Source organism: Streptomyces kronopolitis (genome assembly GCF_014646275.1).
In the GTDB taxonomy this organism is placed as follows: Bacteria; Actinomycetota; Actinomycetes; order Streptomycetales; family Streptomycetaceae; genus Streptomyces; species Streptomyces kronopolitis.
Genome location: NZ_BMND01000060.1, coordinates 1 through 23063, shown reverse-complemented (window position 1 = coordinate 23063; position 23063 = coordinate 1). Strand labels below are relative to the sequence as shown.

The 23063-nt window shown below is 71.9% G+C and carries 2 protein-coding genes; both read right to left on the bottom strand.

Features of this window, described 5'->3' with window-relative positions:
• The coding region (locus tag IEY78_RS32405) for a type I polyketide synthase (RefSeq protein ID WP_189104464.1) at positions 1-18992 on the bottom strand (18992 nt) is incomplete at its 3' end.
• A gap of 49 nt (positions 18993-19041) precedes the next feature.
• Positions 19042-23063 (bottom strand): type I polyketide synthase (locus IEY78_RS32400; RefSeq protein WP_189104461.1); only part of this gene is annotated, 4022 nt, incomplete at its 5' end.

Sequence of the window (23063 nt, the reverse complement as noted above, 5' to 3'; positions counted from 1 at the left end):
ACACCCGGCTCAGGGTCATACAACCCCTCAACATCCCAACCACGATCCACCGGGAACGGCACCACACCATCCCCACCCCCAACCAACAACCCCCACAGCTCCTCCGGCGACCGCACCCCACCCGGGAACCGGCAACTCATCCCCACAATCACCACCGGTTCGTCGTGCTCCGGCTGTCCCGCCGTCACGGCGGCCGGTGCCGGCGCGGAGGCGTCCTGGGGCGCCGTGTCGGACAGTTCGGTGAGCAGGAAGTCGGCGAGTACGGCGCAGGTCGGGTAGTCGAAGACGAGGGTCGCGGGCAGCCGCAGTCCGGTGATGCCGTTCATGCCGTTGCGCAGCTCTACGGCGCTGAGCGAGTCGAATCCGAGGTCGCTGAAGGCCCGTTCGGGGTCGACCGCGGAGGGTCCGGCGTAGCCGAGCACGGTGGCGACGTAGCTGCGGACGACGTCCAGGACCATGGCGGCGCGTTCCGCCCCGGAGAGGCCGGCGAGGTGCTGGAGCAGCTTGGCGGCGTCGGATCCGGTGTCGTCGCTCTCCTGTGCCGTCTCCAGGACGCGCTGGGCGTCCGGGAGGTCGCGCAGCAGTGCGCTGGGCCGGGAGGCGGTGAAGGCGGGGGTGAACTTGTCCCAGCCGAGGTCGGTGACGGAGACGTAGGCCTCGTCGTGGTCGAGGGCCTGGCGGAGTGCGCCGCAGGCCAGTTCGGGCTGCATGTCGTAGACGCCGTAGCGCCGGAGCCGGTCGCCGACGGCGCCTTCGCCCATGCCGTCTCCGGACCAGTGGCCCCAGGCGACGGCGGTGGCGGGCAGTCCTTCGGCACGGCGCCGGTCGGCGAGGGCGTCGAGGAAGGCGTTGCCGGGGGCGTAGTTGCCCAGGCCCGGGCCGCTGATGGTGCCGGAGGTGGAGGAGAAGAGCACGAAGGCGGACAGGTCCCGGTCCCGGGTCAGCTCGTGGAGGTTGAGCGCCGCGGTGACCTTGGCGCGCAGCACGGTGTCCATCCGGCCCGGGTCGAGGGAGTCGATGACACCGTCGTCGAGGGAGCCCGCGACGTGCATGACCGCGTCGAGCGGGTACTGCTCGGGGACGGCCGCCAGCAGCTCGCCGAGCGCGTCGCGGTCGGCGACGTCGCAGGCGGCGAAGGTGACGCGGGAGCCGAGCGCGGTGAGTTCCGCTTCGAGTTCCGCCGCGCCCGGGGCGTCGGCGCCGCGGCGGCTGGTGAGCAGCAGGTGCTCGGCGCCTTCGCGGGCCAGCCAGCGGGCGATGTGGCCGCCGACGGCGCCGGTGCCGCCGGTGACGAGGACGGTGCCGCGGGGCCGCCAGGTGCGCTGCGGCGGTGTGCCGGCCAGCGGGGCGCGGGCCAGTCGGCGGCCGTAGGCGCCGGAGCCGCGCAGGGCGATCTGGTCCTCGCCGTCCGGGTCGGCGAGCAGGGCGCAGAGGCGGTCGGCGGCCCGCTTGTCGAGCGTCTCGGGCAGGTCGATGAGGCCGCCCCAGCGGTCGGAGTGCTCCAGCGCGGCGACCCGGCCCATGCCCCAGACCAGGGCCTGGTGGGCGTGGGTGACGGACTCGGAGCGGCCGATGGCGACCGCGCCGCGGGTCGCGCACCACAGGGGCGCGCCGATGCCGAGGTCGCCGAGCGCCTGGACCAGGGACAGGGTCGCGGACAGGCCGAGGGGCACGGCGGGGTGGTCGGGGTGGGCCTGCTCGTCGAGCGGGAGGAGCGAGAGGACTCCGGTGAGGTCGTCGTCCCCGAGTTCCTCGCGCAGCCGTGCGGCGGTCCGTTCGCGGCTGCCGCCGTCCTCGGGCGTGAGGCCGACGAGGCGTACCCGGGCACCGTGGGCCGTGAGGGCGTCCTGTACGGCGGCGATCCGGCCGGCCGCGTCCTGCGAGGCAGGTGCGGGGGCGGCCAGCAGCCAGGTGCCGTGCAGGGCGGCGGCGGTGCGCTCGGCGAGCGGTGACCAGCGCACGGTGTAGCGCCAGCTGTCGACGGTGGACTTCTCGCGGCTGTTCCTGCGCCACGAGGAGAGCGCGGGCAGTACGGCGCTCAGCGGCTGGTTGCCGTCCAGGTGGAGCGTGTCGGTCAGCGCCTGGAGGTCTTCCTTCTCGACGCTCTCCCAGAACTTCGCCTCGACGGTGTCGGACAGCGGCGCGTCGGGGCTGTCGGCGGCGGCCAGTTCGCGTGCCTGGGGCCAGTACCGCGCGCGCTGGAAGGCGTAGGTCGGCAGGTCGACGCGGGATGCGCCGGTGCCGGCGAAGACGGCGGTCCAGTCGACGTCCACGCCCTGGGCGTGGGCTTCGGCGAGGGAGGTCAGCAGCCGGCCGAGGCCGCCCTCGTCCCGGCGCAGGGTGCCGAGTACAGCGGCGTCCGTGCCGAGCGCGTCCACGCAGTCACGGATCCCGCCGGTCAGCACGGGGTGCGGGCTGACCTCGATGAAGGCCCGGTGCCCGGCGGCCACCAGGCCGCGCAGGGCGTCCTCGAACCGGACGGTCTGCCGCAGGTTGGTGTACCAGTAGTCGGGGTCGAGGCCGGTGGTGTCCTGCCACTGGCCGGTGACGGTGGAGAAGAACGGGATGGCGGCCTCGGCCGGGCGGATGCCGTCGAGGGCTTCGAGGACCCGGTCCCGTACCGGCTCGACCTGTGCCGAGTGGGAGCCGTAGTCGACGGACACCTTGCGGGCCCGCACACCGTCCGCGGTCAGTGCGGCGAACAGTTCGTCGAGGGCGTCCGCGGCACCGGAGACCACGACGGAGGCGGGGCCGTTGACGGCGGCGACGGACAGCCGCTCGCCCCACGGCTCGATCCGCTCGCGCACCGCTTCTGCGGGCAGCTGGACGGACATCATGCCGCCGCTTCCCGTGACGGCGGTCAGGGCCCGGCTGCGCAGGGCCACCACGCGCGCCCCGTCGTCCAGGGTCAGTGCCCCGGCGACGCAGGCGGCGGCGATCTCGCCCTGGCTGTGGCCGACGACGGCGTCGGGCTCGACTCCGTAGGAGCGCCACAGCTCGGCGAGCGAGACCATGACGGCCCACAGTGCGGGCTGGACCACGTCGACCCGTTCCAGGTCGGGTGCGTCGGCGTCGCCGCGCAGCACGGCCGTCAGCGACCAGTCGACGAAGGGGGCGAGGGCGCGCTCGCAGGCGGCCAGGCGGTCGGCGAACACCGGTGCGGTGTCGAGGAGTTCGCGGGCCATGCCGGCCCACTGGCTGCCCTGGCCGGGGAAGACCAGGACGGGGCGGGCGCTGCCGTCGCGGGCGACGCCGCGGGGCACGTCGGAGACCATCGCGCCCTCGGCGATCTCGCGCAGACCGCGGTCGAGGCCGTCCCGGTCGGCCGCGACGAGCACCGCCCGGTGCTCGAAGGCGGAGCGGGTCGTGGCGAGCGAGAAGCCGAGGCCGGGCAGCTCGCACCCGGCGGGCCGGGCGAGCAGGTGGGCGCGCAGCCGTGCGGCCTGGTCGCGCAGCGCCTCCGCGCTGCGCGCCGACAGGGGCACCGGCACGACGGGCAGGGCGGACACCGCCGGGGTCTCCCGCCGGTCCGGCTGCCGGGGTGCCTGCTCGACGATGACGTGGGCGTTGGTGCCGCTCATGCCGAACGAGGAGACGCCGGCCCGGCGCGGCTCGTCGGCGTCGGGCCAGGTGACGGCCTCGTTGAGCAGCCGTACCTGGCCGGCCGTCCAGTCGACGTGCGGGCTGGGCTCGTCGGCGTGCAGCGTCCGGGGCAGCAGCCCGTTGCGCAGGGCCATCACCATCTTGATGACGCCGCCCACTCCGGCGGCGGCCTGGCTGTGTCCGATGTTGGACTTCAGCGAGCCGAGCCACAGCGGCCGGTCCTCGTCGCGGTCCTGGCCGTAGGCCGCGATCAGGGCCTGGGCCTCGATCGGGTCGCCGAGGGTGGTCCCGGTGCCGTGCGCCTCGACGGCGTCGACCTGCTGGGGGGTGAGTCCGGCGGCGGCCAGTGCCCGGCGGATGACGCGCTGCTGGGAGGGGCCGTTGGGGGCGGTCAGGCCGTTGGAGGCGCCGTCCTGGTTGAGGGCGCTGCCGCGGATGACGGCCAGGACGGGGTGCCCGTTGCGCCGCGCGTCGGACAGCCGCTCGACGGCCACCATGCCGACGCCCTCGGCCCAGCTCGCACCGTCGGCGTCGGCCGAGAACGGCTTGCAGCGGCCGTCCTCCGCGAGCGCCCGCTGCCGGCTGAACTCGATGAGCGAGCCGGGGGTGGACATCACCGTCACACCGCCCGCGAGCGCGAGATCGCACTCGCCCTGACGGAGCGACTGGACGGCCAGGTGCAGGGCGACCAGGGACGAGGAGCAGGCGGTGTCGACGCTGACCGCCGGCCCTTCGAGGCCGAGGGTGTAGGCGATCCGACCGGACAGCACGCTGGGCGAGTTCCCGGTGCCGACGTAGCCCTCGAAGCTCTCCTGCGCTCCGCTGAGGATGCCGATGTAGTCCTGGTAGGTGACGCCCGCGAAGACGCCGGTGAGGGTGCCGCGGGCGGCCGCGGGGTCGATCCCGGAGCGCTCCAGGGCCTCCCACGACGCTTCGAGGAGGAGTCGCTGCTGCGGGTCCATCGACAGTGCCTCGCGGGGGCTGATGCCGAAGAAGCCCGGGTCGAAGTGGCTGGCGTCGTGCAGGAAGCCGCCTTCGCGGGTGTAGCAGGTGCCCGGGTGGTCCGGGTCCGGGTGGTAGAGGCCGGCGAGGTCCCAGCCCCGGTCGGCGGGGAACGGGGAGATCCCGTCGCCACCCGCGGCGACCAGTTCCCACAGCTCCTCGGGCGTACGGATGCCGCCCGGGTAGCGGCAGCTCATCCCAACGATGACGATGGAGTCGTCGTCGACGGGAGCGCCGGGCGCCACAGGCGCCAAGTCACCAGTCTCTCCGGTGAGTTCGGTGTCCAGGTAGCGGGCGAGCGCCACCGGGGTCGGGTAGTCGAAGACGAGGGTGGCGGGCAGCGCCATCCCCGTCGCCGCCCTGAGCTGGTTGCGCAGCTCGACGGCGGTGAGGGAGGTGAATCCGAGGTCGGTGAAGCTCCGGGAGGGCTCCACCTCGTCCGGCCCCGCGTAGCCGAGGACGTGGGCGACCTGGGTACGGACGACGGTGAGCAGCGCGCGGCCGCGTTCGGCCGCGCCCTTCCCGGCGAGTCGGCGCGCCAGGCCGGAGGCCGCGGTGGCCTGTTCACGGGTGGCGATCCGCCGCCCGGAGCCCTGCGCCAGCGCGCTGAGGACGGCCGGCAGCGGGGTCGCGGAGCCGCGCAGCGCGGCGCGGTCCACCCGCGCGGGACGCAGCACCGTCCGGCCGGTGGCCTGGGCCGCGCCCAGCAGCGCCGCGGTCTCCTCCACCGACACCGGCGACAGCCCCGGCGTCTCGGCGCCGGACGGCGGGAGCAGTGCCAGCACCGGCAGGCCGGCTCCGGCCCGGCGGTGGGCGAGCGCGGCGAGCTGCCCGCCCGTCGGAGCGCCGGCCGGGCCGCCGACGCCGAGGAGGATGAACGCGGGCGGAGCGCCGTCCGCACCGGTGCGGCGGGTCAGCTCATCGAGCGCGCGCGCCGTGTCGACATCGCGGCTCCGGCCGAGGTCGGCGGTGTGCACGAGGGCGCTGAGCGGGCGTCCGGCCGCTCGGGCGGTGGCGATGGCTGACTGCAGGTCGTGGGGATCCTGGCCGGCATCCGCTGCCGCGCCCCGGTCCGGGTGGGCGACGGTCCGGATGTCTCCCTGGGATTCGAGGACGGCGGCGACCTGTTCGGCGAACGGGCCGGTGACCAGCACCGTTCCTCCGGGCTCCAGGTCCAGGGCGGTGGCGGCGCCGGAGGCGCACCTGACCAGCCGCGCGGCCGACACCTCACCCCCGCGGACCGCGAGCTCGGACTCGTCCGTGGCGAGCGCGGCCGGGAGCACACGGTGTGAGTCGAGGTCGTCATCGACGTCCACGAGCACGATCCGGCCCGGGCGCTCGGCCTGGATGACGCGAAGCTCTTCCCAGAGGGCGGCGGCCGCCGCGTCCGGAACCTCGTCACCGAGGGCCAGGGCACCTCGGGTGACGAACACCAGGCGGGCCGACGCCGACTCCTGCCCGAGCCGTTCGCCGAACTCGCTGAGGGTGGTGCGTGCTTCGGCGAGGGTGGTGACACCGGTCAGGAGCACGGGGCGGATCGTGGAGTCGGCTGCGGCTTCCGCGGACTCGACGGTGGGTGTGCCCAGAGTCTCGGCCAGGCCGAGCGGGTCGCTTCCCACTACCGTCAGCCGCGGCACATCGGCATTCGCCGCCGCGTTCTCGCCGCCGTCCGACTCCCCGGCCCCTTCGACGGCGATCGGTGCCCAGTCGAGACGGAGCAGTGAAGCCGGCAGCGACGGCGTCCGCTCGTCCCGCAGCTTACCGGTCCTGCGCATCAGCATCGACTCGACCGCGAGCACCGGCTGCCCGGTGCCGTCGGCGGCCTGGAGGGACACCTCGTCGGGCCCACGACGGGCCAGCCGGATCCGCAGCGCGCTCGCACCGGTCGCCTGCAGCGAGGCACCGCTCCACGCGAACAGCACGGCCTCCGTGGCCACACCGTCCAGCAGCCCCAGGCCGAGCGGATGGAGCGCCGCGTCCAACAGCGCGGGATGGAGGGCGAATTGCCCGGCCGCGGCGGAGTCCGGCAGTTCGGCCTCCGCGTAGACGCCATCGGCCCCCTGCCAGACGGCCCGCACACCGCGGAAGGCCGAACCGTAGTCGAACCCGGCCGCCGTCAGCCCGTCGTACAGGTCATCGATGCCCACGGGCTCCGCGCCGGCCGGCGGCCACACGGCGAAGTCGAAGGCCTCCGACGGTCCGCTCTCCGCCAGGACACCGCTCGCATGCCGCGTCCACGGCGCATCGGCCGAGGCCGCCACGGGACGCGCGTACACACCGAGCGCCCGATCACCGGACGCGTCCGGGTCCTCGATGCGGAGCTGCAACTGCACCGCCCCGTCCTCGGCGAGCACCAGCGGCGCCTCCAGGGCGAGTTCCCTGATGTGCGAGCAACCGACCTCATCGCCCGCACGCACCGCCAGCTCCAGGAGTGCGGTGCTCGGGACGACGATCGCACCAGCGATACGGTGCTCGGCAAGCCACGGCTGCGTACGGGGCGAGAGCCGCCCGGTCAGCACCACCTCATGGCCCCCGGCCAGCGACACCGTCGCCCCGAGCAGCGGGTGCTCGGCCGCGGCAAGACCGATCGAGGCGGCATCCGCGGTGGTGGACGGAATCTCCAGCCAGTAGGGCTGGTGTTGGAAGGCGTAGGTGGGGAGGTCGATGGGGGTGGTGGCCTCGCTGCCGGTGCCCTCGTTGGGGGTGGTCGCGAAGAAGGTCGGCCAGTTGATGGTGAGGCCGTGGGCGAAGGCGCGTCCGGCGGCGGTCAGTACGGCGGATATCTCGCCGCGGTCGTCGCCACGCAGGGTGGGGATGAGAACCGGGCCCGCGTCGGGATCCGTGGCCGTGGCCGTGTCGTTGTCAAGGCAACCTTGCGCCATGGCGGTGAGGGTGCCGTCCGGACCGATCTCCAGGAACCGGGTGACCTCGTGCTCCGCCAGCCACCGGATGCCGTCGGCGAACCGAACGGCCTCGCGGACGTGCCGCACCCAGTAAGCAGGGGACGTCAGGTCCTGGGGCGTGGCGAGTTGGCCGGTGACGTTCGAGACGACCGGGATACGGGGCTCGGCGAACGACACGCTCTCCGCGACCGCCCGGAACTCCTCCAGCATCGGCTCCATCAACGGCGAGTGGAAGGCGTGGCTGACCTGGAGCCGCTTGACCTTCCGACCATCAGACTCGAAGCGGTCGGCGATGGCTGCCACTGCCGCTTCCTCGCCGGAGACGACGACTGACTTCGGGCCGTTCACGGCGGCGATGCTCACCCGCTGCTCCTGGCCCTCCAGCAGCGGCAACACCTCATCCTCGGCGGCCTGAAGCGCGACCATGGCACCACCCGCCGGAAGCGCCTGCATCAGACGACCACGAGCCGCCACCAGACGGCAGGCGTCCTCCAACGACAGCACGCCCGCGATGTGCGCGGCCACCAACTCACCGATGGAATGCCCCACCAGGTAGTCCGGCCGGACACCGAACGACTCCACCAGCCGGAACAACGCCACCTCGACGGCGAACAACGCCGGCTGAGTGAACCCCGTCCGACTCAGAGGCTCCGCGTCCTCGCCGAACACCACATCCCGCAGGGGCGAAGCCAGCTCACCGTCAAAGTGCGCACACACGGCGTCAAAGGCATCGGCGAACACCGGGAACGCGTCATACAGCTCACGCCCCATCCCCAACCTCTGTGCACCCTGACCCGTGAACAGCAGAGCCAACCGACCTCCGGTGTCCACTGCACCCGTTACGGCGTTGGCCGCAGCCGTTCCCTCTGCCACGGCGGTGAGGCCTGCAAGGAGTTCCGTGCGCTCGGTGCCGAGGACGACGGCTCGGTGCTCGAACGCCGATCGTGTCGTGGCGAGGGCGAACCCCACCTCCGGTGCCCCGAGTTCAGGCCGGGCCTCCACATGCGCCAACAACCGCTGCGCCTGCGCCCGCAACCCCTCCCGACTCCGCGCCGACACCACCCACGGCACCACACCGCCCACCACACCCAACGGCCCGGCTTCCGCGCTCTCCTCCACCGGAGCCTGCTCGATCACCACATGCGCATTGGTCCCACTCACGCCGAAGGCCGAGACCGCCGCCCGTCCCGGACGGCCGCTCTCCGGCCATCCGACGGCTTCGGTGAGCAGCCGCACATTGCCCGCCGACCAGTCCACGTGCGACGACGGCTCATCGGCGTGCAAGGTCTGGGGCAGGATGCGGTGCTGGAGCGCCAGCACCATCTTGATGACACCGGCCGCACCCGCGGCAGCCTGCGTATGACCGATGTTCGACTTCACCGAACCCAGCCACAGAGGACGCTCTTCATCCCGATCCTGGCCATACGTCGCAAGCAGCGCCTGCGCCTCGATCGGGTCACCCAACGACGTTCCCGTGCCGTGCGCCTCAACCACGTCCACATCGGACGCCGACAGTCCCGCACCGGCCAGCGCCTGCCGGATCACCCGCTGCTGCGAGGGACCGTTCGGCGCCGTCAAACCATTCGACGCACCATCCTGATTCACCGCGCTGCCGCGCACCACGGCCAACACCCGGTGCCCATTGCGCCGGGCATCCGACAGCCGCTCCACCACCAGTACGCCCGCGCCCTCGGCCCAGCCGGTGCCATCCGCAGCGTCCGAGAACGCCTTGCACCGACCGTCAGCGGCAAGGCCGCCCTGGAGGCTGAACTCGACGAAGGCTCCGGGGTTGCCCATGACCGTCACACCGCCGGCGAGGGCGAGGTCGCACTCCCCCGAGCGCAGCGACTGTGCCGCCAGGTGCAGGGCGACCAGCGACGAGGAACACGCCGTGTCCACCGTGACGGCCGGCCCCTCCAGGCCCAGCGCATACGAGACCCGACCCGACACCACAGCGCCGGAGCTTCCAGTGAGCAGGTGGCCGCCGAGTCCTTCCGGTGCCTCCCGCAGCCCTGCCCCGTAGCCCGAAGCGCTGGCACCGACGAATACGCCGGTGCGGCTGCCCTTGACCGACGTGGGGCTGACGCCGGAGCGCTCAAGGGCTTCCCAGGAGGTCTCCAGCAGCAGCCGCTGCTGCGGGTCGATCGCGACCGCTTCCCGTGGGCTGATGCCGAAGAACGCCGGATCGAACTGGGCGGCGTCGCGCAGGAATCCGCCCGCGCGTGTGCGGCTCGCACCTGCCTGGTCGGCGTCGTCTCCAAAGAGCGATTCGAGGTCCCAGCCACGGTCCGTCGGGAAGCCGGAGACCGCGTCCTCCGCCCCGGCCACCAGCCGCCACAGGTCCTCGGGGCTGGCCACCCCACCGGGAAGGCGGCAGCTCATCCCGACGATGACCACCGGATCGTCGGAGGTGGACGCCAGCACCGGCAGACCGGCCGACGTGACCGTCCCGGTCCCGAACAGCTCGGCGTCCAAGAACGCGGCCAGGTCGCTCGGCGTCGGGTAGTCGAAGACCAGAGTGGCGGGGAGCCGAAGGCCGGTCTCGGCGTTCAGCCCGTTGCGCAGCTCGACCGCGGTGAGCGAGTCGAAGCCCAAGTCCCGGAAGGTCGAGCCGACTTCGAGATCAGCAGGCTTGTGGTAGCCGAGGACCGCTGCGGCGTGCGTACGCACCAACTCCAGCAGCGCCCGCTCCCGCTCCACCACCGACAGCCCAGCGAGACGCTCCCGCATCACACCAGAGCCGGAAACCTCACCACCAGCGCCGGCAGCCAACGCCGCCCGCACCTCCGGCAGATCCTCCAGCAACGGGCTCGGGCGAGCGCCGGTGAACGCCGGAGCGAAGCGTTCCCACTCCACGTCCGCCACGACCACCGAACCCTCACCCGCGCCAACAGCCGACTCAAGAGCCGCCACCGCACGAACCGGATCCAGCGCCCTCAGCCCACGCCGCAGCAGATGCTCCTCCGCACCCTCCGTGCCAGCCATCCCGCCGCCGGCCCACGGGCCCCATGCGACCGCACAACCCGCCGCGCCTCGCGCACGACGCGCCTCGACCAGACCCTCGACGAAGGCGTTGCCCGCCGCATACGCCGCCTGACCGCCACTCCCCCAGACACCAGCGATCGACGAGAACACCACAAAGGCATCCAGCTCACGGTCACCCAGCACCTCATCCAGCACCACGGCACCGGAGACCTTCGCCCCCATCACCTCAGCGAAATGCTCCGCGTCGGCGTCACCCAGGGGCACGGAATCCACCACGCCCGCCGCGTGAACAACGGCGTCTACCTCGCACCCGGCCAGCAGCTCCTGCACGGCATCCCGATCGGCCACGTCGCAGGCCGCCACGGTCACCTGGACACCGAGCGCCGACAGCTCCGCCTCCAGCTCCACCGCACCAGGAGCCTCCAAACCACGGCGGCTCGTCAGGATCACGTGGTCCGCACCACGTTCGGCCGCCCAACGCGCCACACGAGCACCGAGCGCACCCGTACCACCTGTGATCAGCACCGTTCCGCGAGGCTGCCAACCATCAGCCGCGTCCCCGGAGGGAGCCGGAGCGTGCACCAGGCGCCGCCCGAACACCCCCGACGCCCGCACCGCAACCTGATCCTCAGCACCATCGGCCAAAACACCAACGAGCCGATCAAGCGCCCTGCGGTCCACGACGCCCGGGAGATCCACCAGACCGCCCCAACGATCCGGCAGCTCCAGCGCAGCCACCCGGCCGAGGCCCCACACCGCCGCACCCACCGGGTCCGGACCACCATCCGACTCACCAACGACGACAGCCCCCCGCGTCACCACCCACACGCGCCCACCGACACCCGCATCCCCCAGCGCCTGCACGAGCACCGCAGTACCCACCGTGTCCGCTGCCCCCACGACCAGCACCCCGGCGACCGGCTCCGCACCCGCCGCCTCACGCACCCGCTCGGCCAGCAGCCCCCGGTCCACCTCCCCCGAGACACACTCCATCCGCGCAACCGGCACACCGCACTCCGACAGCCCGTCCACCACGGCCTCGGACCACGCCTCACCCGGAGCCACCACCGCGAGCCAACGACCGCCCAGCACCCCACCCGACGCCGCCACCAACGGCTTCCACTCCACCCGATACCGCCAGTTCTCGGTCGGGTCGGCGGCAGGTGCAGGCGTCGGCCAGTAGCGCTCGCGCTGGAACGCGTACGTCGGCAGATCCACTCGCCGGGCGGCGGGGAAGCACGTGGCCCAGTCCATGTCCATGCCGAGCACGAACGCATGCGAGACAGCGGTCAGCAGGGCTTCCGTCTCGGAGCGGTCCTTCCGCAGGACGGGGAGCAGAAGCAGCTCAGGTGCCGAGAGGCAGAGCTGTGCCATGGCGGTCAGGGTGCCGTCCGGCCCGATCTCCAGGAACCGGGACACCCCCTGCTGCTCCAACCACCGCACACCATCGGCGAATCGGACCGCCTCCCGCACATGCCGCACCCAGTACTCGGGCGACATCAACTGCTCCGCCGTGGCGAGTTCACCGGTCACATTCGAGACCACCGGGATACGAGGCTCCGCGAACGTCACGCTCTCCGCGACCGCCAGGAACCCCTCCAGCATCGGCTCCATCAACGGCGAATGGAACGCATGACTGACCTGGAGCCGCTTCACCTTCCGACCCTCGGACTCGAAACGGCCGGCGATCTCCGCAACCGCCGCCTCCTCACCGGAAACCACCACCGACTGCGGACCATTCACCGCAGCCACACTCACCCGCTGCCCCAAACCCTCCAGCAGCGGCAACACCTCATCCTCCGACGCCTGAAGCGACACCATCGCCCCACCCGACGGCAGCGCCTGCATCAACCGACCACGAGCCGCCACCAGACGGCACGCATCCTCCAGCGACAACACCCCCGCCACGTGCGCCGCCACCAACTCACCGATGGAATGCCCCACCAGGAAATCAGGCCGCACACCGAACGACTCCACCAGCCGGAACAGCGCCACCTCGACGGCGAACAACGCCGGCTGAGTGAAACCCGTCCGATTCAGCAGCTCGGCCTCGTCGCCGAACACCACATCCCGAAGCGACGACTCCAACTCGTCCTCGAAGTGCGCGCACACCGCGTCAAACGCATCCGCGAACACCGGGAAGGAGGCGTACAGTTCGCGGCCCATTCCCGGCCGCTGAGCGCCCTGGCCCGTGAACAGCAGGGCCAGTGGGCCCTCCGCCCGGGTGCCATGGATGACGCCGGTGACGGGGGTCCGGTGGTCGTCGGCGAGCGCGGTCAGCCGGTGGACTGCCGATGCCGGGTCGTCCGCCAGGACCACGGCGCGGTGGTCGAAGCGCAAGGAGCGGGTCGTGGCGAGGGAGAAGCCCAGGTCCGCCAGGTCCAGTGCGGGGTTGTCCTCGTAGGCCGTGCGCAGGCGAGCCGCCTGTGCACGGAGGGCGGGCTCGGTGCGTGCCGCGAGCACCAGCGGGGTGAGGGAAGGGCGTTCGGGCGCGGCGGCCGGGACGACCTCGGTGGTGGCTTGCGGTGCGGGGGCGCCTTCCAACACCACATGTGCGTTGGTGCCGCTGATGCCGAACGAGGAGATGCCTGCCCGGCAGACGCGGCCCGCCGCCTCGTCGTCGAGCGGCCAGGCGACCGGCTCGGTGAGCAGCCGTACGTTGCCTTCCGACCAGTCCACGTGGGGCGTGGGCGCGTCCGCGTGCAGGGTGCGCGGAAGTACGCCGTGCTGGAGTGCCAGCACCATCTTGATGACACCGGCGACGCCCGCGGCCGCCTGAGTGTGTCCGATGTTCGACTTCACCGAGCCCAGCCACAGGGGCCGGTCCTCGTCGCGGTCCTGACCGTAGGTGGCGAGGAGGGCCTGCGCCTCGATCGGGTCGCCGAGGGCCGTTCCCGTGCCGTGGGCCTCGACCGCGTCCACGTCCGAGGGGGTCAGGCCGGCGCTCGCGAGTGCCTGCCGGATCACCCGCTGCTGGGAGGGGCCGTTGGGGGCCGTCAGACCGTTGGAGGCGCCGTCCTGGTTGACCGCGGAGCCCGCCACGACGGCCAGTACCCGGTGGCCGTTCCGGCGGGCGTCGGAGAGCCGCTCCACGAGGAGCATGCCGACGCCCTCGCCCCAGCCGGTGCCATCGGCGTCCGCGGCGAAGGCCTTGCACCGTCCGTCCGGGGCGAGTCCGCGCTGCCGGCTGAACTCCACGAACGCTCCGGGCGTGGACATCACCGTCACGCCGCCCACCAGCGCCATGTCGCACTCGCCGGAGCGCAGGGCCTGCGCGGCCCAGTGCAGGGCCACCAGGGAGGAGGAGCAGGCGGTGTCCACGGTCACCGCCGGGCCTTCCAGGCCGAGCGTGTAGGCGACGCGTCCGGAGACCACACTCGCGGCGTTTCCGGTGCCGATGTAGCCGTCGAAGTCGTCCGGGGAGTGGGCCAGCAGCGCGGGGTAGTCCTGGCCGTTGGTGCCGATGAACACGCCTGCCCGGCTGCCGCGTACGGAGTGCGGATCGATCCCGGCGCGCTCCAGCGCCTCCCAGGACACTTCGAGCAGCAGCCGCTGCTGCGGGTCGGTGGCGACCGCTTCCCGGGGGCTCATACCGAAGAAGGCGGGTTCAAAGCGATCCACGTCCTTCAGGAAGCCACCGACGTTGACGTAGGTGGTTCCCGAGTGGTCCGGGTCCGGGTCGTAGACCGATGTCAGGTCCCAGCCGCGGTCGGCGGGGAATGCTCCGACGGCGTCCGCGCCGTCCGACAGCAGTTGCCAGAAGGCCTCCGGGGAGTCGACGCCGCCGGGGAAGCGGCAGCTCATCCCCACGATGGCGAGCGGGTCGCCGTCGACGGCGGAGGGGGCCGCCACCTGCTCGGCATCCGTGTGCGCCGGTGCGATCCGGGTGCGCAGGAAGCCGGCCAGTTCGGTGGGTGTGGGGTAGTCGAAGACCACCGTGGCGCTCAGGGTGATGCCGCAGGCCACGCTGAGTGCGTTGCGCAGTTCGACGGCGATCAGCGAGTCGACGCCGAGGTCCCGGAAGGGCCGGTTCGGCGGCACCTCGGCGGGGCCCGAGTAATGCAGTACTCCGGCGGCGTAGGACCGCACGAGGTCGGTGAGGACGCGGTCCTGTTCGGCCGGCTCGCGTCCCGCGAGCTGGCGGTGCAGGTCGGACCGGTGGTCGTCGCCTGCCGTCCCGGCGGCGAGTTCGACCGCGGTGCGGACTTCCGGGAGGTCACCGATCAGCGGGCTCGGGCGCACCATGGCGAAGGCGGAACGGAAGTCCGTCCAGGTGATGTCGGCGATCACCAGGCCGGGTGTCCGGGAGCGGATCACGTGCTCCATGGCGTCGACGGCGAGGTCGGGGCGCAGGGGGGACACTCCGCCCCGGCGCATGCGCTCGGCCATCGCCTCGTCGCTCGCCATACCGCTCTCGCCCCACGGCCCCCAGGCGAGGGAGGTCGCGGGCAGTCCGTCGGCCGCGCGCTGCTCGGCCAGGGCATCCAAGTAGGCGTTGGCGGCCGCGTAGTTGGCCTGTCCGGCGGCGCCGATGGTGCCCGCGAAGGAGGAGAACAGGACGAAGGCCGACAGGTCACGGCCGCGGGTCGACTCGTGGAGGTTTTGGGCCGAGGTGGCCTTGGCCCGCATGACGGTGGTGAACCGTTCGGGGGTGAGGGAGTCGAGCACGCCGTCGTCGAGCACGGCGGCGGCGTGGAAGACGGCGTCCACGGGGTGCTCGGTGAGCAGTGCCTCGACGGCGTCGGGGTCCGTGACATCGCAGGCCGCCACGGTCACCCGCACGCCGAGGGCGGACAGCTCCGCCTCCAGCTCGGGCGCGCCGGGCGCCTCCGGGCCACGACGGCTCGTCAGGAGCACGTGCTCCGCGCCGCGTTCGGCCAACCAGCGTGCCACGCGGGCACCCAGCGCGCCCGTGCCGCCCGTGATGAGCACCGTCCCGTGCGGCTGCCAGCCGTCGGCCGTGTCGTCGCCGGCGGGGACCGCGGCGTGCGCCAGCCTGCGCCCGAACACGCCGGAGGCTCGCACCGCCACCTGGTCCTCGGCGCCGTCCGCGAGCACCCCGGCCAGCCGATCGAATGCCCTGCGGTCCACGGCCTCCGGCAGGTCCACCAGACCGCCCCAACGGTCCGGGTACTCCAGCGCCGCCACCCGGCCGACGCCCCACGCCGCCGCCTGCACCGGGTCCGGTCCACCGTCCGACCGGCCGATCGCGACAGCGCCCTGCGTCACGACCCACAGTCGCCCGCCGACGCCGGCTTCCCCCAGTGCCTGCACCAGTACCGCGGTCCGCACCGCGTCCGCGGATCCGACTGCCAGCACGCCCGAGACCGGCTCCTCACCGGCCGCCGCACGCACCCGAGCGGCGAGCGTTCCCCGGTCGGTCTCCCCCGCGGCACACTCCACCCGCTCGATCCGGACACCGCACGCCGCCAGCCCCTCCACCACGGCCTCGGCATACGCGTCCCCGGCGGCCAGCACCGCTATCCAACGGCCGTCGGGCACCCCGCCCGACTGCGTGGCCAGCGGCTTCCACTCCACCCGATAGCGCCAGCCGTCCACGACGGAGCGCTCACGCCGCTGCCGCCGCCACGACGACAGCGCCGTCCGCGCCTCCTCCCATGAGGCATCTCCGGCAATCGCGAGTTCCCCGGCCAGGGCCGAGGCGTCGCCGCGCTCGATGGCGTCCCAGAGTTCGGCGTCGGCTCCGTCGATCGCCTGCGCCGCGTCGCTCTCAGCAGCGGTTCCGGCCGCCGCCAGCCAGTAGCGCTGACGCTGAAAGGGGTACGTCGGCAGGTCGACGGGCCGGGTCCCGGGCAGCAGCGCGGCCCAGTCGAGTGCCTCGCCGTGTGCGTGCAGCCGCGCGAGCGCCGTCACCACGTGCTGCGCCTCGGACCGGTCCCTCCGCAGCGCGGGGACCGCCACCTGCTCGGAACCGTCCCCACACGCCTGCGCCATCGCGGTCAGCGTGCCGTCGGGCCCGATTTCGAGGAATCGGGCAACGCTGTGCTCCGCCAGCCAGCGGATGCCGTCGGCGAAGCGGACCGCCTCGCGGACGTGCCGCACCCAGTAGGCAGGGGAGGTCAATTCTTGGGGTGTGGCGAGTTGGCCGGTGACATTCGAGACGACCGGGATACGGGGCTCGGCGAACGTCACGCTCTCCGCGACGGCCCGGAACTCCTCCAGCATCGGGTCCATCAACGGCGAGTGGAAGGCATGGCTGACCTGGAGCCGCTTGACCTTCCGGCCCTCGGACTCGAAGCGGGCGGCGATCTCCGAGACCGCGGCTTCCTCACCGGAGACCACGACCGACTGCGGACCGTTCACCGCGGCAATGCTCACCCGCTGCTCCTGGCCCGCCAGCAGCGGCAACACCTCGGCTTCGGTGGCCTGGAGGGCAACCATCGCGCCACCCGCCGGAAGCGCCTGCATCAGACGACCACGAGCCGCCACCAGACGGCAGGCGTCCTCCAGCGACAACACACCCGCGACGTGCGCGGCCACCAACTCACCGATGGAATGCCCCACCAGGAAGTCGGGGCGGACGCCGAACGACTCGACCAACCGGAACAACGCCACCTCAACGGCGAACAACGCCGGCTGAGTGAACCCCGTCCGATTCAGCAGCTCGGCGTCCTCGCCGAACACCACACCACGCAGAGACGAGTCCAACTCACCGTCGAAATGCGCACACACCGCGTCAAAGGTTTCCGCGAAGACCGGGAAGGAGTCGTACAACTCCCGCCCCATTCCCACGCGTTGAGAGCCCTGGCCCGTGAACAGAAAAGCCGTCTTCGTGCCGGGAAGGTCCGTTCCCCGCACGATGTTTTCGGCGTGCTCGCCACGCGCGAGGGTGTGCAGTCCCGCGACGAGTTCCGCGCTGCTGCTGCCGAGGACGATGGCGCGGTTCTCCAGTGCGGCGCGCGTCGAGGCGAGCGAGCGGGCGAGGTCGTGGATGTCGTGCCCGGGGTGGGTGTCGAGGTGGGAGAGCAGCCTTCCGGCCTGGTCGCGGAGGGCGTCGTCGGTGCGGGCCGAGAGCACCCACGGCACCACCGGCAGCCGGATGGCTGCGGCCGTGTCGTCCTGCTGGCCTTCTTCTTCGGCTGCGGGCTCCGCCTCGGGTGCCTGTTCCAGCACCGCGTGCGCGTTGGTTCCGCTGACGCCGAAGGCGGAGACCGCCGCGCGCCCCGGCCGATCGTTCTCCGGCCATTCGACGGGCTCGGTGAGCAGCCGCACATTGCCCGTCGTCCAGTCCACATGTGACGACGGCTCATCGACGTGCAGGGTCTGCGGCAGGATGCCGTGCTGGAGCGCGAGCACCATCTTGATGACACCGGCCGCACCGGCGGCCGCCTGGGTGTGCCCGATGTTCGACTTCACCGAGCCGAGCCACAACGGCCGGCCCTCGTCCCGGTCCTGACCGTATGTCGCAAGCAGCGCCTGCGCCTCGATCGGGTCGCCGAGGGAGGTGCCCGTTCCGTGCGCCTCGACCGCGTCCACGTCGGAGGGCGTCAGACCGGCCGCCCCGAGCGCCTGGCGGATCACCCGCTGCTGGGAGGGGCCGTTCGGCGCGGTCAGACCGTTGGAGGCGCCGTCCTGGTTCACGGCGGTGCCGCGGACGACCGCGAGGACCCGGTGGCCGTTGCGCCGGGCGTCCGAGAGGCGCTCCAGCACCAGCATGCCGACACCCTCGGCCCACCCCGTGCCGTCCGCGGCCTCAGCGAACGCCTTGCACCGGCCGTCGGCCGCCAGGCCGCGCTGCCGGCTGAACTCGATGAACGCGCCCGGCGTGGCCATCACGGTCACCCCGCCCGCCAGGGCGAGCGTGCACTCGCCGGACCGGAGGGCCTGCGACGCCAGATGCAGCGCGACGAGGGAGGAGGAGCAGGCCGTGTCGACGGTCACCGCGGGGCCCTCAAGGCCCAGGGTGTAGGCGACGCGCCCCGACACGACCGAGGTCGAGTTACCCGTCAGCAGATGCCCGCGGACATCGTCGGGAATGTCGCGAAGGCCGGCGCCGTATTCCTGGCCGCTGGCGCCGACGAAAATGCCGCTGCGGCTTCCGCGCAGTCCGAGGGGGTCGATTCCGGCGCCTTCGAAGGCCTCCCAGGAGGCTTCGAGAAGCAGTCGCTGCTGCGGGTCCATCGCGAGCGCCTCGCGCGGCGAGATCCCGAAGAAGCCAGGGTCGAATTCGGTGGCCTCGTAGACGAAGCCGCCCTTGCACGAGTAGCTCGTGCCCGACCCGTCGGACTCCGGGTCGTACAACGCGTCGGCGTCCCAGCCACGGTCCTGCGGCCACTCGGAGATGGCGTCCTCGCCACCGTGCAGCAGTCGCCAGAATTCCTCCGGCGAGCTCACACCCCCGGGGAAGCGGCAGCTCATCCCGACGATTGCGACCGGCTCCTGCTGCTGAGATTCCAGCTCCTGCAGGCGCCGACGGGTCTCATGCAGGTCCGCGGTGACCCACTTGAGGTAGTCCCGAAGCCGTTCTTCATTCGCCATGTGGAACTTGCCCCATACGTTGTAGACCGGAACGGTTCACCAGCGGCGTTCAGGAACGGCCGAGCTCCTGATTGATGAAATCGAAGATCTCGTCGTCCGAGGCCGCGTCCAGCTGCTGGGACACGGCGGACTTCGCATCGGCCTCGGCCGCCCCGCCCAGCTCAGACAGGATGCTCCGAAGACGGGCCTCGACGAGCCCCCTGGCCGCGTTCTCTGGGGAAAATCCTGAAATCGCGCTGGCCAGACGGTCCAGGTCAGCGAGTACGGCGGCCTCCGGCTCGGCGTCCGCGGCGCCGAACAGGGTGTCGTGTACATGCTCCGCGAGAAGCTGGGGCGTGGGGTAGTCGAAGACCAGGGTGGCGGGGAGCCGCATCCCGGTCTCGGCATTCAGTCCGTTCCGCAGCTCGACCGCGGTGAGCGAGTCGAAGCCCAGGTCCCGGAACGCCTTGACGGGTTCCACGGCCTTCGTCTCCCGGAATCCGAGAACGGCAGCCGTGTGGCCACGTACAAGATCGAGTACGGCCTGCGCGCGCTCCACCGGGGAGACTCCCGCGAACCGGTCGACGAAGGACTGCCCCGCACCCTCGACCGCCTCCGAGGACGTGCCGCGTACGGCGTCGGCGACCTCCGGCAGGTCTTCCAGCAGCGGACTTGGACGGGCACTCGTGAACGCCGGAGCGAAACGTTCCCACTCCACGTCCGCCACGACCACCGAACCCTCACCCGCGCCAACAGCCGACTCCAACGCCGACACCGCACGAACCGGATCCAACGCCCTCAGCCCACGCCGCAGCAGATGCTCCTCCGCACCCTCCGTGCCAGCCATTCCGCCGCCAGACCACGGGCCCCATGCGACCGCACAACCCGCCGCGCCTCGCGCACGACGCGCCTCGACCAGACCCTCGACGAAGGCGTTGCCCGCCGCATACGCCGCCTGACCGCCACTCCCCCAGACGCCAGCGATCGACGAGAACACCACGAAGGCATCCAGCTCACGATCACCCAGCACCTCATCCAGCACCACGGCTCCGGAGACCTTCGCTCCCATCACCTCAGCGAAATGCTCCGCGTCGGCGTCACCCAGAGGCACGGAATCCACGACCCCCGCCGCATGAACGACGGCGTCCACAGGGGATTCGGCAAGCAGAGCCTTGACCGCGCGCCGATCCGCGACGTCACAGGCCGCCACGGTCACCTGAACACCCAGGCCGGACAGCTCCGCCTCCAGCTCCACCGCGCCCGGAGCCTCCAGACCACGACGGCTGGTCAAGATCACGTGGTCCGCTCCGCGCTCGGCCGCCCACCGCGCCACACGAGCGCCGAGCGCACCCGTACCACCCGTGATCAGCACCGTTCCGCGAGGCTGCCACCCATCAGACGCTTCCCCGGAGGGAGCCGGAGCGTGCACCAGCCGCCGCCCGAACACTCCGGAAGCCCGCACGACCACCTGATCCTCAGCACCATCGGCCAAAACACCAACGAGCCGATCAAGAGCCTTACGGTCCACGGCCTCCGGAAGGTCCACCAGGCCGCCCCAACGATCCGGCAGCTCCAACGCCGCCACCCGACCCAGGCCCCACACTCCGGCCTGCGCGGGATCCGGACCACCCTCCACACCACCGACGGCGACCGCCCCTCGCGTCACCACCCACACGCGCCCGCCGACACCCGCGTCGCCCAGCGCCTGCACCACCACAGTCGTCCACCACACACTCGTCGGCACGCCAGCGGCGGATTCCCCCTCCGCGCCGCTCGGCAGCACCATCACACCCGCGACGGCTTCGCCCTTGAACTCCGCACATCGCTCGGCCAGCGCGACCCGGTCCACGTCCGGGCCGCACTCCACCCGCTCCACCTGGACACCACATTCCGCCAGGCCCTCCAGCACCGACGTGGCCCAGACGGACTCCGTCGCGGCCTCGGGGACCACCGCCAGCCAGCGACCGGACAGCTTCTCGCCGGACTTCGCACCGACCGGCTGCCACTGCACGCGATACCGCCAGCCGTCCACGGCCGAACGCTCACGCTGCTGCCGCCGCCACGTTGACAGGGCGCTCAGCGCCTCGTCCCACGAGGCGTCCCCGGCGATGGCCAGTTCCCCGGCCAAGGCGTCCGGGTCTTCGCGCTCCACGGCCTCCCAGAACCATGCGGCCCCGTCGTCCGCCGGCTGAGCCGCGGCCTTACCCGCCGCCGTCGCCGGGGTGCTCGGCCAGAACCGCTCGTGCTGGAACGCGTACGTGGGCAGATCGACCCGCTGCGCTCCGGGGAAGAGCGCATCCCAGCGCACCTCCGCCCCCTTGACGAACATGCCGCTGATCGCCGCCACCAGGGCTTCCGACTCCAGCCGGTCCTTCCGCAACGCGGGCATCAGAAGCAGATCCGGGCTGTCGGCACACGCCTGCGCCATGGCGGTCAGCGTGCCGTCCGGCCCGATCTCCAGGAACCGGGACACCCCCTGCTGCTCCAACCACCGCACACCGTCGGCGAATCGGACCGCCTCGCGCACATGCCGCACCCAGTATTCCGCGGAGGCCAATTCGCCCGTCCCGGCGAGTTCACCGGTCACATTCGAGACCACCGGAATACGCGGCTCCTCGTACGTCACGCTTTCCGCTACCGCCCGGAACTCGTCCAACATCGGCTCCATCAACGGCGAATGGAACGCATGGCTCACCCGCAGCCGCTTCACCTTCCGACCCTTGGACTCGAAACGGTCGGCTATCTCCCCAACCGCCGCCTCCTCACCGGAGACCACCACCGACTGCGGGCCATTCACCGCGGCAATACTCACCCGCTGCTCCTGGCCCTCCAACAGCGGCAACACCTCGTTCTCGGTGGCCTGAAGCGCGAACATCGCACCGCCCGCCGGGAGTGCCTGCATCAATCGCCCACGGGCAACCACCAACCGGCACGCATCCTCCAGCGACAGCACGCCCGCCACATGCGCGGCGGCCAATTCGCCGATGGAATGCCCCACCAGATAGTCCGGCCGGACTCCGAACGACTCCACCAGCCGGAACAGCGCCACCTCAACGGCGAACAACGCCGGCTGAGTGAACCCCGTCTGGTCCAGCAGTTCGGCCTCGTCTCCGAACACCACACCTCGGAGCGACGACTCCAACTCGCCGTCAAAGCAGGCGCACACCGCATCAAAGGCATCCGCAAAGACCGGGAAGGTGTCGTACAGCTCCCAGCCCATGCCCAATCGCTGCGCCCCCTGTCCCGTGAACAGGAATGCGGTCCTTCCGTAGCTCCTCTCGCCGCGTACCACTCCGGCAGCCTTTCGGCCTTCGGCGAGTGCGGTCAGGCCTTGTACAGCCGTCTCGTGATCGTCGACGAGCAGCACCGCACGGTGGTCGAATATCTCCCTCGACGTAGCCAGGGAATAGCCCACATCGTCGGAGGCATCGAGCGGGAACCGTTCGAGGTGCGCCAGGAGCCGCTGCGCCTGTGCCGTCAAACCGGCCTCATCACGCCCGGAAATGACCCACGGCACTGTCGGCAGCTTGAGCGGCTCCGCGCTGTCCGCGCTCTCCACCATGTCGTCGGTCGCCGGGGCTTCTTCGATGATGGTGTGGGCGTTGGTGCCACTGATACCGAACGACGACACACCGGCCCGACGCGGCCGCTCCCCCTCCGGCCACGCCACAGCTTCCGTCAGCAGCCGCACATCACCCGCCGACCAGTCCACATGCGACGACAGCTCATCCACATGCAGCGTCTGCGGCAACACACCATGCTGCAACGCCAGCACCATCTTGATGACACCCGCCACACCCGCAGCCGCCTGCGTATGCCCGATATTCGACTTCACCGACCCCAGCCACAACGGCTGGTCCCCGTCACGGTCCTGACCGTAGGTGGCAAGCAGCGCCTGGGCCTCGATCGGGTCCCCCAGAGACGTTCCCGTGCCGTGCGCCTCGACCACATCCACATCCGACGGCGAGAGTCCCGCACCGGCCAGCGCCTGACGAATCACCCGCTGCTGCGAGGGACCATTCGGCGCCGTCAAACCATTCGACGCACCATCCTGATTCACCGCAGAACCCGCCACCACAGCCAACACCTGAT